This window comes from Granulosicoccus sp. 3-233 (assembly GCF_052681095.1).
In genome coordinates, this window is record NZ_JBQYLE010000002.1 from 847,115 (window position 1) to 860,627 (window position 13,513).

14 protein-coding genes are annotated in these 13,513 nt (G+C 56.2%); 10 read left to right on the forward strand and 4 right to left on the reverse strand.

Annotated elements, in window-relative coordinates:
- Window positions 1–38 precede the first annotated feature (38 nt).
- The 6 genes from ACUNV4_RS08530 to ACUNV4_RS08555 are packed head-to-tail and all read left to right on the forward strand — an operon-like array spanning window position 39 to window position 6,504.
- Window positions 39–1,037: an ABC transporter permease gene (locus ACUNV4_RS08530; RefSeq protein WP_430878087.1), complete on the forward strand. Its 999-nt coding sequence runs from the start codon at window positions 39–41 to the stop codon at window positions 1,035–1,037.
- On the forward strand, window positions 1,027–1,950 hold the full coding sequence (locus ACUNV4_RS08535) for an ABC transporter permease (RefSeq protein ID WP_430878088.1): 924 nt from the start codon (window positions 1,027–1,029) through the stop codon (window positions 1,948–1,950). Before ACUNV4_RS08530 ends, ACUNV4_RS08535 begins: the two co-directional genes overlap by 11 nt.
- Before the next feature lie 10 nt (window positions 1,951–1,960).
- The gene (locus ACUNV4_RS08540; protein ID WP_430878089.1) at window positions 1,961–3,154 is read left to right on the forward strand and encodes an amidohydrolase family protein; all 1,194 of its coding nucleotides are present in this window, start codon (window positions 1,961–1,963) and stop codon (window positions 3,152–3,154) included.
- Window positions 3,151–4,602: a chlorohydrolase family protein gene (locus ACUNV4_RS08545; protein ID WP_430878090.1), complete on the forward strand. Its 1,452-nt coding sequence runs from the start codon at window positions 3,151–3,153 to the stop codon at window positions 4,600–4,602. The genes ACUNV4_RS08540 and ACUNV4_RS08545 overlap by 4 nt, the downstream gene beginning before the upstream one ends.
- Window positions 4,595–5,563, forward strand: a complete 969-nt coding sequence (locus ACUNV4_RS08550) for an ABC transporter ATP-binding protein (protein WP_430878091.1) — start codon at window positions 4,595–4,597, stop codon at window positions 5,561–5,563. The genes ACUNV4_RS08545 and ACUNV4_RS08550 overlap by 8 nt, the downstream gene beginning before the upstream one ends.
- A complete protein-coding gene (locus tag ACUNV4_RS08555) occupies window positions 5,560–6,504 on the forward strand; it encodes an ABC transporter ATP-binding protein (RefSeq protein WP_430878092.1) in 945 nt (314 codons plus the stop codon). The genes ACUNV4_RS08550 and ACUNV4_RS08555 overlap by 4 nt, the downstream gene beginning before the upstream one ends.
- Window positions 6,505–6,612: 108 nt before the next feature.
- Here the strand turns inward: ACUNV4_RS08555 and ACUNV4_RS08560 are convergent, their stop codons facing one another.
- Window positions 6,613–7,479, reverse strand: a complete 867-nt coding sequence (locus ACUNV4_RS08560) for a LysR substrate-binding domain-containing protein (RefSeq protein WP_430878093.1) — start codon at window positions 7,477–7,479, stop codon at window positions 6,613–6,615.
- 106 nt (window positions 7,480–7,585) lie between these two features.
- Between ACUNV4_RS08560 and ACUNV4_RS08565 the strand changes: the two genes are divergently transcribed.
- Window positions 7,586–7,825, forward strand: a complete 240-nt coding sequence (locus tag ACUNV4_RS08565) for a hypothetical protein (RefSeq protein ID WP_430878094.1) — start codon at window positions 7,586–7,588, stop codon at window positions 7,823–7,825.
- Window positions 7,822–8,082, forward strand: coding sequence for a DUF1127 domain-containing protein (locus tag ACUNV4_RS08570; RefSeq protein WP_430878095.1), 261 nt, complete (start codon window positions 7,822–7,824; stop codon window positions 8,080–8,082). Before ACUNV4_RS08565 ends, ACUNV4_RS08570 begins: the two co-directional genes overlap by 4 nt.
- A 141-nt stretch (window positions 8,083–8,223) precedes the next feature.
- Here ACUNV4_RS08570 and ACUNV4_RS08575 read toward each other — a convergent pair whose 3' ends face one another.
- A complete protein-coding gene (locus ACUNV4_RS08575) occupies window positions 8,224–9,126 on the reverse strand; it encodes a LysR family transcriptional regulator (RefSeq protein ID WP_430878096.1) in 903 nt (300 codons plus the stop codon).
- A gap of 181 nt (window positions 9,127–9,307) precedes the next feature.
- Between ACUNV4_RS08575 and ACUNV4_RS08580 the strand changes: the two genes are divergently transcribed.
- Window positions 9,308–9,784 (forward strand): c-type cytochrome, encoded by a 477-nt coding sequence (locus tag ACUNV4_RS08580; RefSeq protein ID WP_430878097.1) that lies wholly within the window; start codon window positions 9,308–9,310, stop codon window positions 9,782–9,784.
- A 175-nt stretch (window positions 9,785–9,959) separates the two neighbouring features.
- Entirely contained in the window at window positions 9,960–10,598 is a 639-nt protein-coding gene (locus ACUNV4_RS08585; RefSeq protein ID WP_430878098.1) for a hypothetical protein, read from the forward strand.
- A gap of 109 nt (window positions 10,599–10,707) precedes the next feature.
- Here the strand turns inward: ACUNV4_RS08585 and ACUNV4_RS08590 are convergent, their stop codons facing one another.
- Window positions 10,708–11,433: a response regulator transcription factor gene (locus tag ACUNV4_RS08590; protein WP_430878099.1), complete on the reverse strand. Its 726-nt coding sequence runs from the start codon at window positions 11,431–11,433 to the stop codon at window positions 10,708–10,710.
- A complete protein-coding gene (locus ACUNV4_RS08595; RefSeq protein WP_430878100.1) occupies window positions 11,430–13,439 on the reverse strand; it encodes a PAS-domain containing protein in 2,010 nt (669 codons plus the stop codon). Before ACUNV4_RS08595 ends, ACUNV4_RS08590 begins: the two co-directional genes overlap by 4 nt.
- Window positions 13,440–13,513: the final 74 nt, after the last annotated feature.

The following is a 13,513-nucleotide window of genomic DNA, read 5'->3' on the forward strand; positions in this document are numbered from 1 at the left end:
CCTGTTCATGCCAATCCATCAACCATGAGTTGCCCACCATGCTTGCATTCTTGTTGAAACGCCTGTTGAACGCTGCTTTCGTGATGCTGGCTGTTGCGCTACTGGCTTTCATGATATTCAGGTTCTTTGGCGATCCTGTCGAGATGATGGTCAATGAGCAGGCCACTCAATCGGACCGGGCCGAGTTGCGCGAGCGGCTCGGTCTGAATGATGGGCTGTTTACCCAGTACGTCAGGTTTGTCGGCAATGCCGTCCAGGGAGACTTCGGAATCTCTTATCGCAATCAGCAGGACGTCATGGTGTTGATGGCGGAGAGGTTTCCGGCGACGTTCGAACTGGTCATCGTCGCGACAGTTCTATCGCTGCTGATCGGCATCCCCTGCGGCGTACTGACGGCAGTCCATCAGGATCGCAAGCTGGCCGATGGACTGCAACTGGGATCCATTGTGGGTGTGTCTCTACCCAGCTTCGTTGTCGGAATCCTGTTGATACTGGTGTTCTCGGTCACACTGGGATGGTTGCCTGCATTTGGGCGTGGGGACACGGTGAATATAGGCTGGTGGAGTAGTGGCTTCTTCACCCCCAGCGGCCGTGCCGCACTGGTATTGCCGTCCATCTCGCTGTCCTTGTTCCAGATCACTCTGGTCATGCGTCTGGTCAGGGCCGAGATGCTGGAAGTACTCAGGTCGGATTTCATCAAGTTTGCCAGAGCACGGGGCCTGCCCTTGAGCATTGTTCACTGGCGACATGCCCTGCGCAACTGCCTGATGCCTGTCATCACGCTGACGGGGATGCAGATCGGAAACCTCATCGCCTTTGCCCTGGTGACCGAAACCGTCTTTCAGTGGCCTGGCATGGGGCTGCTGTTCATACAGGCTGTCACTTTTGTGGACATCCCTGTCATGGCAGCTTATCTGATGCTGGTCTCGTTCATATTCGTGTTGATCAATACGCTGGTTGATATTACCTACGCGTACGTGGATCCTCGTCTGCGTAGCGATGCATCTGTCAAGGGAGGAGTAGCCAATGGCCACTGAACTGGTCGTGATCAATCGCTGGCGGGACAGTGAACTCTGGTGGAGTTTCACCCAGCGACCTTCTGCCATGTTTGCCGTCATCCTGTTGCTTGTGATGGTTGTCTCGAGTGTAGCGGCTCCATGGATCACACCGCAGAATCCATATGATCTGGCCGCGTTGAATCTCATGAATTCCGAGTTGCCACCCATCTGGCTGGAAGGCGGGGAGTCGCCTTATGTGCTCGGAACTGACGTACAGGGCCGGGACCTGTATTCCGCCATTCTCTACGGCTCACGGACCTCCCTGACCATTGGCGCCTTGTCGGTTCTGCTGGCTCTGAGCGTTGGTTTGACACTGGGGCTGATTGCCGGTTATTACGGCGGCTGGGTCGACAACATGTTGATGCGCCTGGGCGATGTACTGCTCTCCATGCCCTTTATCCTGATAGCGATATTGATCAGTGCCATGGCTACGCAGGCTCTGCCGTCGAGTGTCAGAGAATCTCTGACCAGCATGATTCTGGTAGTGGCCATTGCCGTGCCTTCCTGGGTGCAGTATGCCAGAACGGTCCGAGCCTCAGCGATGGTCGAGAAGAGCAAGGAATATGTACAGGCAGCGCGTCTGATCAGAGTGCGGCCATGGCGAATTCTGCTGAAGCACATCTTGCCCAATACGCTGACCCCCATCATGGTGGCAGCCACCCTGAATTTCGGTCTGGCCATCCTCTCGGAGGCAACCCTGAGCTTTCTGGGGGTTGGCATGCCGTCCGATCAACCGTCTCTGGGCACCTTGATCCGCATCGGGAATCAGTATCTTTTCTCGGGCCTCTGGTGGGTTGTACTGTTTCCCTCAATACAACTGTGTCTCATCGTGCTTTCGGTGAACATGATCGGTGACTGGCTGCGTGATGCCCTGAACCCCAAACTTCGATAGGATTCTTGAAATGACTCATTCAGTGTTATTGAAAAACGTCAGGCCGATGTCAGGTCCTGTCACCGATATTCTCATTCTGGATGGCAAATTTGCCGCAGGCGACGCCGCTCCGCCAGATGACATTGAATCCATTGAAGGCGAAAACGCCATCCTGCTACCAGGTCTGGTTGAAGCGCATACGCATCTGGACAAGTCCCTGCTGGGCTTGCCCTGGTATCGCAATGAAGTCGGTCCGCTACTGATGGACAAGATCACCAACGAACGCAATTCGAAGATCGCGTTGGGCATTGATCCACGAATACAGAGTGAAAGACAGGCCATTCTTTCCATGGCGAAGGGCAGCACCCATATTCGCAGTCATGTAGACGTGGATACCGTGCACGGTCTGAAGGGCATCGAAGGCGTCATGGCGACGCAGCAGAAAATGCGCGGGTGGATCGATATCGAATTGGTCGCGTTCCCCCAGTCCGGCATGATGACTCGCAAGGGAACCGTGGAGCTGATGGATGAGGCCATGCAGATGGGGTGTGAGGTGGTGGGAGGTCTGGACCCCTGCGCCATCGATCGTGATCCCAAGGGACATCTGGATACCATTTTCTCGCTCGCCGAGCGCTACGGCAAGCCACTCGATATTCATCTGCATGAACGTGGTGAAATGGGTTGTTTTTCGATGGAGATGATCATCGAGCGAACCGTTGCATCAGGCATGCAGAATCAGGTGGTGGTAAGTCATGCATTCTGTCTGGGACAGCCAGATCGTTTGCACGTTGCCCAGTTGACCGAGCAGCTGGCGAAACATGGTATCCGCATCATGACCACGGGACCCGCAGCGGTGACCGCTCCGGTCATCAGGGAGTTGCGGGAGGCGGGCGTGGTGGTGTGTTCCGGATCGGATGGTATACGTGACACCTGGGGGCCGTTCGGAAACGCCTGCATGCTGGAGCGAGCCATGTTCCTCTCACAGCGGAACAATTTTCGGCGTGATGATGAAGTCGAAGTAGCTCTGGATGTCTGTACGCATGGTGGAGCAACAACCATGGCTATCGACAGCTATGGCATCACGCCAGGTTGCGATGCTGATTGTGTACTGGTGGACGGCGAAAGCCTGGCAGAGGTCATCGCCAGCAGACCCGTACGCAAGCGTGTTCTGAAGCGTGGCAGGACCGTGGCAGAAAACGGCGAGAGCCTGCTTCTGGCGCCATGAGTGATTCATGTACATTGCTCACGGCGCGGTGGGTCATCGGTCACGCTGCCGGGTCGCATGTCGTCCTTGAAGACGCGGAAGTCGTGTTTCGTGGAAGCCGTATTGTCCATGTGGGCCATGGCTACAAGGGACAGGTAGACACCCGTCATGACTACGGGGAGGCGATCATCTCCCCGGGCTTCATCGATCTGGATGCGTTGTCCGATCTGGATACCACGATTCTGTCATACGACAATTCACCGCCCGCCGCGAAAGGCCGTGTCTGGCCACGAAGCTATGTGGAGGCAGGGCCGCATGAGATGTACACAGCCGAGGAACTCGCGTTTCAGAAACACTTTGCCTTTTCTCAACTGATACGCAACGGCATCACCACAGCGCTGCCCATCGCCTCTTTGTTCTACAGGGAATGGGGCGAGACAGTCGAGGAATTCGAGAGCGCCGCCCGTTCTGCCCAGCGTCTGGGCCTGAGAGTGTATCTGGGGCCGGCTTTTCGTACTGGCAATCAGGTGGTGGAAAGCGATGGCCGGATAGTGGCAGAGTTCGATGAGGCACGCGGTCTGGCAGAACTCGAAGCAGCGGTGGACTTTGCCCGGCGCATGGAATCCAGCGACAGTCCGCTGATCAAAGGCATGCTGGCGCCGGATCGGATTGAAACCTGTACGACGACGCTTCTGCAAAGAACCTCGCAGGCTTCCAGGCAACTGGAGGTTCCGGTGCGGCTGCACTGCTGTCAATCATTGACGGAGCTTGCCCTGGTCAAACAGAGGCATGATTGCAGTCCCATCGAATGGCTGGCTGGAATCGGATTTCTGTCCGAGCGCTGCCTGCTTCCCCATGGGGTGTACATGAGCGATACGGATATCGATCTGGCGGCCGAGGCAGGAGTGACCATCGTGCACTGCCCTGTGGTATCGGCTCGTCACGGCAGTGCGCTTCGCTCCTTCATGGGATACAGCAAGCGTGGCCTGAACATGGCCATTGGAACTGACACCTGGCCACCAGACATGATCCAGAATCTGCAGCAGGGCATCATCATGAACCGCACTGTGGATGATGCCGGGGTCGATGCCTGCAGAAGTGAAAATCTGTACGATGCAGCCACCCTGGGTGGTGCCGCGGCTTTGCAGCGCCCGGATCTGGGCAAGCTGGAAGTGGGGGCGTGTGCGGATATCACTGTCATCAAACTGGATCGCACGTTGTGCGGGCCCGATCCGCTGCAGAGTCTGATGACCGGTGGTAGTGGCAGGGATGTCGGAAACGTCTTCATACACGGTCGGCATGTCCTGGTTGATGGCGAGATTCCCGGTGTTGACAACCAAGCGGATTGGGCTCAGGCGCAGCAGCAGTTCGACAAGATCGTTTCCCTGTACCCCCAACGAACCCTGAACCATCCTCCAGTGGAGGAGATATTCTCGACAAGCTACCCGAGGGTTTTACAGCATGACTGAAAACGTACTGTCAGTAGAAGACCTGCGGGTTGAGTTTCCGACAAGAAAGGGCGTGTTGACGGCGGTTGATGGTGTGTCTTTATCCATCAGACGCGGAGAGATACTGGGCATTGTCGGCGAAAGTGGTGCAGGCAAGTCGATGACAGGCATGGCGGTTCTCGGGCTGCTGGAATCACCTGGCCGGATAGCCTCCGGCAAGATCTGGCTCTCGGGTCAGCGAATCGATCAGCTGTCGGATGATGAACTGCGAGTCTTGCGTGGCAAGCGCATGGCGGCCATCTTTCAGGACCCCCTGACCAGCCTGAACCCTTTGTTCACCGTCGGGGCGCAACTGGTGGAAACCATCCGGCAACACCTCGCCGTTGGCAAGGATGAAGCACGCCAGCGCGCTCTGGATCTGATGGGCGAAGTGGGTATTCCCGCACCGAATGTGAGAATCGATCACTACCCGCACCAGTTCTCAGGTGGCATGCGTCAGCGCGTGGTGATCGCTCTGGCCTTGTGTGCCGAACCGGAACTGATCATCGCGGACGAGCCGACTACTGCGCTGGATGTTTCCATACAGGCGCAGATCACAGGGTTGTTGAAGCGGCTGTGCAAGGAGCGCGGGATGGCGGTCATGCTGGTGACTCATGACATGGGCGTCATCGCGGAAACAGCCGACCGGGTCGGGGTCATGTATGCGGGCCGGTTGGCGGAGATTGGCCAGGTAGAGTCGCTGGTGAAAACACCGCGACATCCCTATACGGTAGGGCTGATGGGGGCAATACCCAGCTTGACAGGGGATGTGCAGGAGCTGTCCCAGATACCGGGCAATATGCCTCGCCTGACGGATATCCCGCAGGGCTGTTCTTTCAACCCGCGTTGCAGTCGACGTGTGGATCGGTGTTTTGTCGAGGTGCCAGAGTTGTCACACTCAGGGGTAGCCTGTTGGTCAGTTGATGATGAGAGAAGATCATGATGGATGTACCACTCATTGAAGCGCTCGAATTGCGAAGAAGTTATGACGTCTCTGCGCCCTGGTTGAACCGTGTGCTGGAAGGCCGGCCTCGTCAGTTTCTGAACGCAGTGGCCGGTGTGGATTTCTCGATCGAGAAGGGCAAGACATTGGCTCTGGTGGGCGAGAGTGGTTGCGGCAAATCCACTGTCGCCAAGCTTGCGACCGGCCTCCAGACTCCGACCGGAGGTGAGATCGTCTATCGCGGGGATCTTTCGCGTGTGCAGATGATATTTCAGGATCCCTATGCAAGTCTCAATCCCCGATGGCGTGTATCGAATATCATTGCAGAGCCGCTCCGGACGCTGAAACCGGGCATGTCCAGGCCCGATGTTGCACATCGGGTCAACGAATTACTGGAAACAGTCGGACTGAGTAGCGGTGATGGTGCGAAATATCCGCATGAGTTCTCCGGAGGGCAGCGACAACGCATCTCCATTGCACGAGCCTTGTCCGGTGAGCCCGAGTTTCTGGTCTGCGATGAACCGACATCCGCACTGGATGTGTCCGTGCAGGCTCAGATACTCAATCTGATGAAAGGCCTGCAGAAGGAGTATGGGCTGACGTATCTCTTCATCAGTCATGATCTTTCCGTGGTCAGGCATATGGCAGATGTCATTGCAGTCATGTATCTGGGAAAAATCGTCGAGATGGCCCCCAAGGAGGAGCTGTTCGACAATCCCATGCATCCCTACACGCGAATGTTGCTGGAGACGATTCCGAACCTGGCCAGTCCAGTGCGAGATCGTCCCGCCATGACAGGAGAGATTCCCAGTCCCATAGATCCTCCGGCAGGCTGTAGTTTTCACCCGCGCTGCCCATTGGCAAGCAAACGGTGTCTGCAGGAGACTCCGGAACGCAGTACCGGAAAGCTGGCAGGGCGGGTTGCCTGCTTCGCGGTGTAGTCAACCCGGGCCTTGCCCGGTTAATCAGACTGGTGTTCCCGTCCTCAAGGATCGCATTCGAACTCGGCTCGCGGCAGGAAGATCCCTGGCAGCTCTCGGGTATTCGGGTCACGCGGCAATGGACGTGGCCGTCATGCTCTGACGAACTGCGCCAGCCAGGGACTGTGCGGCGGCTGACAAGTCTCCGCTACTCAGAACGAGACCAATCTGGGTGTGGGGGAGTTCGGGAAAGCCGTCCGCTGCTTGCAATATGCGCAGTTGTGGTGGAACAGATGTTCGGGACATTACCGACACTGCAAGGCCGGCTTCGATGATGGCCACGATGCCGGCGATGTTGAAGGTTGAATAGCCGACACGATACAGTCGGTTTTCCTCATTCAGTACCTTCTGAGCCCAACGTCCCCAGAGGCAGTTACTCTCTACGGCCAGTGGCAGGGGGGATACTTCATGAGTGGCGTGATTGCGCGATGTTACCCAGACCAGCGGATCGCTGCGCAGTATTTCGTAGTCCGTATCGCCATGCAGTACGTTGACCAGTGAAAAATCGAGATCACCTGCCTTGGTGGATTCGATCAGTCTTGTACTGGGTTGCGAATCAAGACGAATGAACACGTTGGGAAACGATTTGGCGAAGCTTGCGAAAATGGATGGCATGAAGCTCAGCACATAGTCGTCGCAGACACCAATACGGACCTCCCCGTGAATTTCCGGACTGCGGAAAGTCGCCAGCGCTTCCTGTTGCAGGCTCAGGATCCGACGCGCATAGAGCAGCAGATTCTGTCCGTGCAGTGTCAGTACGGAACGTCGACCGTGTTTCTCGAACAGCGGTTGCTCCACGATCTCTTCCAGACGCTTCATCTGCATGCTGACCGCGGACTGCGTGCGGTGAACATTCCTGGCTGCCGCCTTGAAGCTGCCACTGTCGACGATGGCGACCAGGGTTTGCAACAGCTCGGTATCGAGATTCATCTGCATGTCAATGTATCAGCGAGATTGATGTTTCGCTTAAATACTATTCGTTTGATTGATTCGATGCAACCGCCGATGATTCCCTCAAGCCAAACAAGACAGGGGAAACAAGATGTACGTAACTGGAAACTGGTCACGATTCGCCAATCCAACGCTGACCGTGCTGGTACTTGCTGCCGGTATCGGCCTCGGGTCCATGCTTCTGCCCGAGGCAGCCGAGGTCGGTAGCAGCGTGTCGGCGTCTGCTCGCTGCCTTGACGCAGCCGATGTGCTGGCTGCTCGGGATCGCAGTCGCAACGGTGTGTCGTTGACCTGCAATGAGGCCACTGTAACCCGGGAGCTGCTTCGATGAGCCGCGCTGCGGGTGATCGCGCACTGCACGGATGCTGGCAGACGGAGTGTAATCCGACGTCCAAGCCGTTGGCAGGCGCAGGCAGGCTGGTGTCAAGCCGAGGGTTCTTTCATGTTCTTGAACAGTGGTTTGAAAGATCCCGGCAGCGTCGTGAGTTGCGCGAGCTGATGGCATCGCCCGAGGAAACCTTCAAGGACATAGGTCTGTCGCGCTACGATGTGCAGCGAGAAGAGCGTAAACCTTTCTGGCGTGAATGAGAGCCGGAACAGGGTGGGTGTGCGCTCGATCCGATGATCAAGGTGATGACAGGCAGGTTCTGCCAGGTCTTCGACAAGAGGACAGGCAGTCCTGCCGCAAGGTGGCAGGTGCTTGCAATGGTCTGCCATGTCTGAACACCATCAGTCTGTCCCGGCGAACAGGCGTGACAGCTCCTGATAAAGGTATTGCCGTACCACGCGCACGCTTTGCGTGGTGCGCAGATCCCGGTGGCTCAGGATCCATAGATCATGGCTTTCGGGAATACCGTCGACATCCAGCACCATCAAGTCGTGGCTATCGTCAACCATGTAGGATGGCAACAGGGTGATGCCGAGGCCCGCCCTGCACAGTCCGTAAGCGCTGAGAAAGCCACTGGCTATGGTTGTGCGGGTATCGCGTGTCAATCGTTCGGTCAGCCACTGGTGAAATGGCGTAGTGTTGTAGTAATCATTCAGTACGATGAAGTGATGTGCTTCGACGTTCGATGGAAAACTGCTCAGACCGGTGTCGTGGCAATAGGCATGAGCCGCACAAGCAAGGAACCTGACGGAGCCGATCCTGCGCCCGATCAGATTGTCAGGGGGTTCTTCGCAGCTGCGAATGGCAATATCGGCCTCGAGATTCTGCATGTCGCTGAAGGTGTTGATCATGTCCAGTTCGATGCTCAGTCGAGGGTAGGTCTGTGCCAGCGACATGATCATGGCCGGAAGTATCGAGAAACAGAGTGTATCAGTGGACGTCAGTACCACGCGTCCTTTGACATCGGCGTCGGAACCGGCAACATTTCGTGAGATGGATTCCAGTGTTGTCTGCAATCGCAGCGCTTCGCCGAACAAGGCTTTACCGGAAGCCGTCAGTCTGAAACCGTTGTTGGTCCGGCAGAAAAGGCTGGTCTGCAGCTCCTGTTCAAGTATGCCGATTCGTCGCTGTACCGTACTGTGACTGACTCCGAGGACTCTGGCAGCGGCTGACAGGGTGCCATGTTGTGCCACTGCCAGGAAATGGCGCAGATTGTCCCAACTCCAGTTTGCCTTCCTGTCCATGCTGGCTGTCTGCTCCGGGTGTCATGCTGCCTGCCTGCCTGCCTGCCTGCCTGCCTGCCTGCCTACAAGCTGCTGTGCAATCCTGAACGGGTCGTGTGCCGATTTGAACAGCATACTCACTGTGTTCGAAAAAAGTATATTGCTAGACTGGAAATTCGATCATTTCACCAGGAAGAAGATGATGAAGAAATTCTTTGTTCTGATCGTGCCAGCCGTTGCTCTGCTGTGCAGTAGTGCAGTGACGATAGCCGAAGACGGACCTCATGACGATGCGATCAAGGCTCGCCAATCCCTGATGCAGCTCTACGGCTACCACGTCGGTATTCTGTCCGCGATGGCAAAGGAAAAGATGGAATATGATGCCGAACTGGCGACGGAAGCAGCTGACAACCTGCTGGCGGTCAGTCGTATGGGACAAAGCACCCTGTGGCCTCAGGGTTCTGACAACAGCAATCCCGACAATGCGGAAAACCGTGCCTTGCCGGTCATCTGGGAGACGTATCCGGAGATTGCCGAAAAGGGCAAGGCCCTGAATGATGCTCTGGTCGCCCTGTCCGCAGAGGCCGGTAATGGGCTGGACGCACTGCAAGACAGCATGGGTGACGTCGGCGGCAGCTGCAAGGGTTGCCATGATGATTACCGCGCGGAGAAGAAGTAGTTTGCGTGCCGGCATTGGTTGACTGTCAGGGTTCCGTCAGGGCACGTTGCGAGAATCCTGGCGGAGATGGTGTCTTTCCGGGGGTGAGCAGTCAGTCCGGATAGTGGTCGGCGAACCACCGGGGTGACGAGGTATTTCCTTGCAGCAAACGATATCCGTACTACTCTCAGTGGTCATGGATACACATAAAGATCTGCATTCGGGAGCCCTGTCAGCCGTGCCTCAACGTCAATCAATGAAATCCCGCCGTCCGGCGCATCTCGCCGTCGCCTTGCTGTCAGCCTGTGTTCTGGCGGGATGCTCGACACGACAGGTGTCCACGACGCTGGAAGGCTCCACGGCCCAGCGTCTGGTGACCTACAGTCTCGATCAGTTCATTGAAGATCTGACGGCGCAGCCGGAGATCACGGCACTGGAGGGCAAGACCGTGCATCTTGGCGTGCATTTTCTCAGCGATCATCCGTTGATGGGATACGCAACTCGCCTGATTGCTGCACAGCTGAACATGAGCAATGACATCAGGGTGGCGGCTCCCGCCGACCCTGTCGAGTATGAACTGGATGTGTTCTTCAACTCCATGGGAACAGACAGTGATGACTTTGGTCTGTCCGTGCCATCGTTCGGCCTGGTCGCGTCTGCCGAGTCGATCAACATCCTGGCACTGGACATGTACCATGGGGTAACCGAGGGCTATGCGATTGTCAAGACAACCGCTGATGGCAGTCTGCAGCAGACCGAGCGCGTCCTGGCACGCATTCGCAAGGACAATGTGTCCACACCTGTCATCGACTTTCCGCTGAATCAGGTGAAGTAAGGGCGTCAGGTTCAAACTTCAGCCCGCGAATCGATTCAACTGGCTGCTTACCCGGTTGTGCAGCACTTGGTGCTCACGACCGGGCCTGTGTCGATCGCGGGTTTCTTGTTCAGCGGGTTATCCAACTCACCGTTGCTGCAAACAGATACCCTTCGCCGTAAACCGTCTTGATGATTTTCGGGTTCTGCTTGTCTTCTCTCAACTTGTTGCGCAGTCGTGAAATTCGAACATCAATGGAACGATCGAAGTTGCTGTCCACATCCAGTTGCAGGTATTCGAGAATCTGTGAGCGAGACAGCAACTGAAGGGGTCTGTGCAGGAAAACACGAAGAATTTCCACTTCTGAACGGTTCAGATTGACCTCTTCATCATGTTCATCGATGAGCCGAAACGAATTGAAATCGATGGTCCATTGCTGGAAACGAGCAAGAGACTGCTGGGGTGGTGTGGTCTGGCGATCATCGTTTCCGACTCGACGAAGCACGGTACGGACTCTGGCAATCAGTTCGGCTGACTCGAAGGGTTTGGCAATATAGTCGTCGGCTCCCAACTCCAGTCCGATCAACTTGTCTGTCAAAGCACGCTTGCCGGATATGATGATATTGGGAATGTGGTGGGTATTGGACAGCAGCCTGACAAGGTCCAGCCCGTTTTCATCAGGCAGCCCCAGATCGACCAGACAGAGATCAGGCCTGTATTTCGTCAGGGTTTCATGAAAGGCGGCTGCGTTCGCAAATCGCTGTACGTGAAAGCCGGCTTCTGCCAGCGAACAAACGATGATATCCGCGATGTCATCATCATCCTCGATGACTGCGATGGAGAAGCTGGTATTCATGACGCATTCCCGCTGCCTGAGAGCAGCTGAACAAGTTGTCGAGAAAAGATTTTCTTGTCAAAGGGCTTTCTGAGCACCGGAAAGTCGGCATGAGCGGATCGATAGAGAGGACTATCCACGGCAATGCCACTGACCAGCAACACTTTCAGTGCGGGCAAGATCCTTGTTGACTGTCTGGCTAGATCAAGACCATTCTGGTCGCCGGGCATGATGATATCCGAGATCAAGGCATCGATTCCTTCTACCCGGCTCAGAAGTATGCTTGCCTCTTGAGCGCTATCTGCCTCGATGACAGACAGTCCCAGTTCGGTGGCATGGTCCCGCATCAGAGCGCGAAGCTCGGCGTCATCGTCCACAATGAGGACTCGCTGCTGATGCAGAACATCAGCTGAATCCTGTGCTCCGGCAATACCGGGTTCCAGCGGGGATAGCGGTATGCTGACCGTCACCGTTGCGCCGCCATCGGCATTGTTGCTCAATGACAGCTCGCCTCGACATTCTTCGAGAAAGCCCTGAACCATTGCCAGTCCCAACCCACTGCCTTTGCCCTGAGGCTTGGTGGTGAAGAATGGTTCAGTGGCGGAACTCAGCGCCTCAGGCGTGAAGCCGGCGCCGGAATCCACGACCGATATCTGCAGACAGGCAGCGTCGGCGCGGTTGAGTATCGAGGCGTTGATAGCCAGTCGCCCCTCGCTGGAGCATGTTTCGATGGCATCGCGCGCATTGAAGAGTATGTTGAGAATGGCATCCTGCAATGCACCACCATCCACCATGGCGATGATGTCCTTGTCCGGAATCTGCAGATCGACGATGATGGAATCGCTCATCGATGCACTGAACAACGTGGTCAGGTCGGTCATGATCCTGCTGACATTGGTCACCCGTACATCCAGATGTTGTCGGTAAAGCAAGGCCATCAGATTGTCGATGATGCGTGTGCCACGACGAGCCGCGGACTCGGTTGAGCTGACCAGGCGCCTGCTCTCTTCGTTGGACAGATCGGCAAGGCGACCGAGATTGCCCAGAATGACGGTCAGGATGTTGGAGAAGTCATGTGCCAGTCCGCTGGTCAGTTGCGCCGTGGTTTCCATGCGTTTCGCCTGGAGCTGCAGTTCGGTGGCAGCCTTTTCGGCTGAAATGTTCAACGACAGAACAAAGGCGCCCAGGGTGACTCCTTCCTCATCGATCTCTGGAGAGAAGATGGTGCGTATGCATTGCGTATGGCCCTCATCATCGATGATCTCGTACTCCACATCCGTGCGATGACCGCTGAATGCCTCATCGAGTTTGGGGCGAAGCCTGGTGAATACCGGTGCCGGGAATATGCTTTCCATCGTGCGACCCGTCACGCCCGGACGTTTGATCTTCATCGTATCGCTGAAGCGATTGTTGGAAAATCGATAGACGTAGTGTGTGTCTATGTAGGCGATATGTGCCGGAATGGCGCTGGTGATGGATCGCATGCGATCTTCGGAGGCCTGCAATGCGGACTTGGTTTCCTGCAGTGCACGATTGGCTGAGGTCAGGCTGCGATTGCTTGCCGACAGCAGTTCGGTTCTGACAAGCAGCTTGTCCGAAAGCTCGGCATCCCGAGACTTGAGCATCTGTTCGTTCTGCCAGGTTTCGGTGATATCCGAATAGATGGTAATCCAGCCCTTGTCACTGAGTGGGTGTCCCTCGACCGAAATACGACGCCCGTTGGGTCGGGTACGTTCGAAATAGTGTGGCTCGAACAGTCTGGCACGCTCGAGTCGTTCATGCGCCAGCGTGGCCGGATCACCAGGGCCGAATTCGCCTCGTCTTGCTAGGTACATGTTGATATCCGCGAACGTGCTACCGGCGAGCACCAGATTCTCGGGCAGTTCGAACATCTCCATGAACCGTCGGTTGCAGGTAATCAGTCGCATCTCCGCATTGAAGATGGACAGCGCCTGGTTGATCAGATTCAGACCCTGATCGACAAAACTTCGATCATCGATGATGTCTTCGTGCGCGGGGCTGTCCACTGTTCCGGTTCTCTCCCTGGTCGCTGCAGGTACAGGCATGGTGAGTGAAGTAATGTCGTCCTGAACAGGTCGCT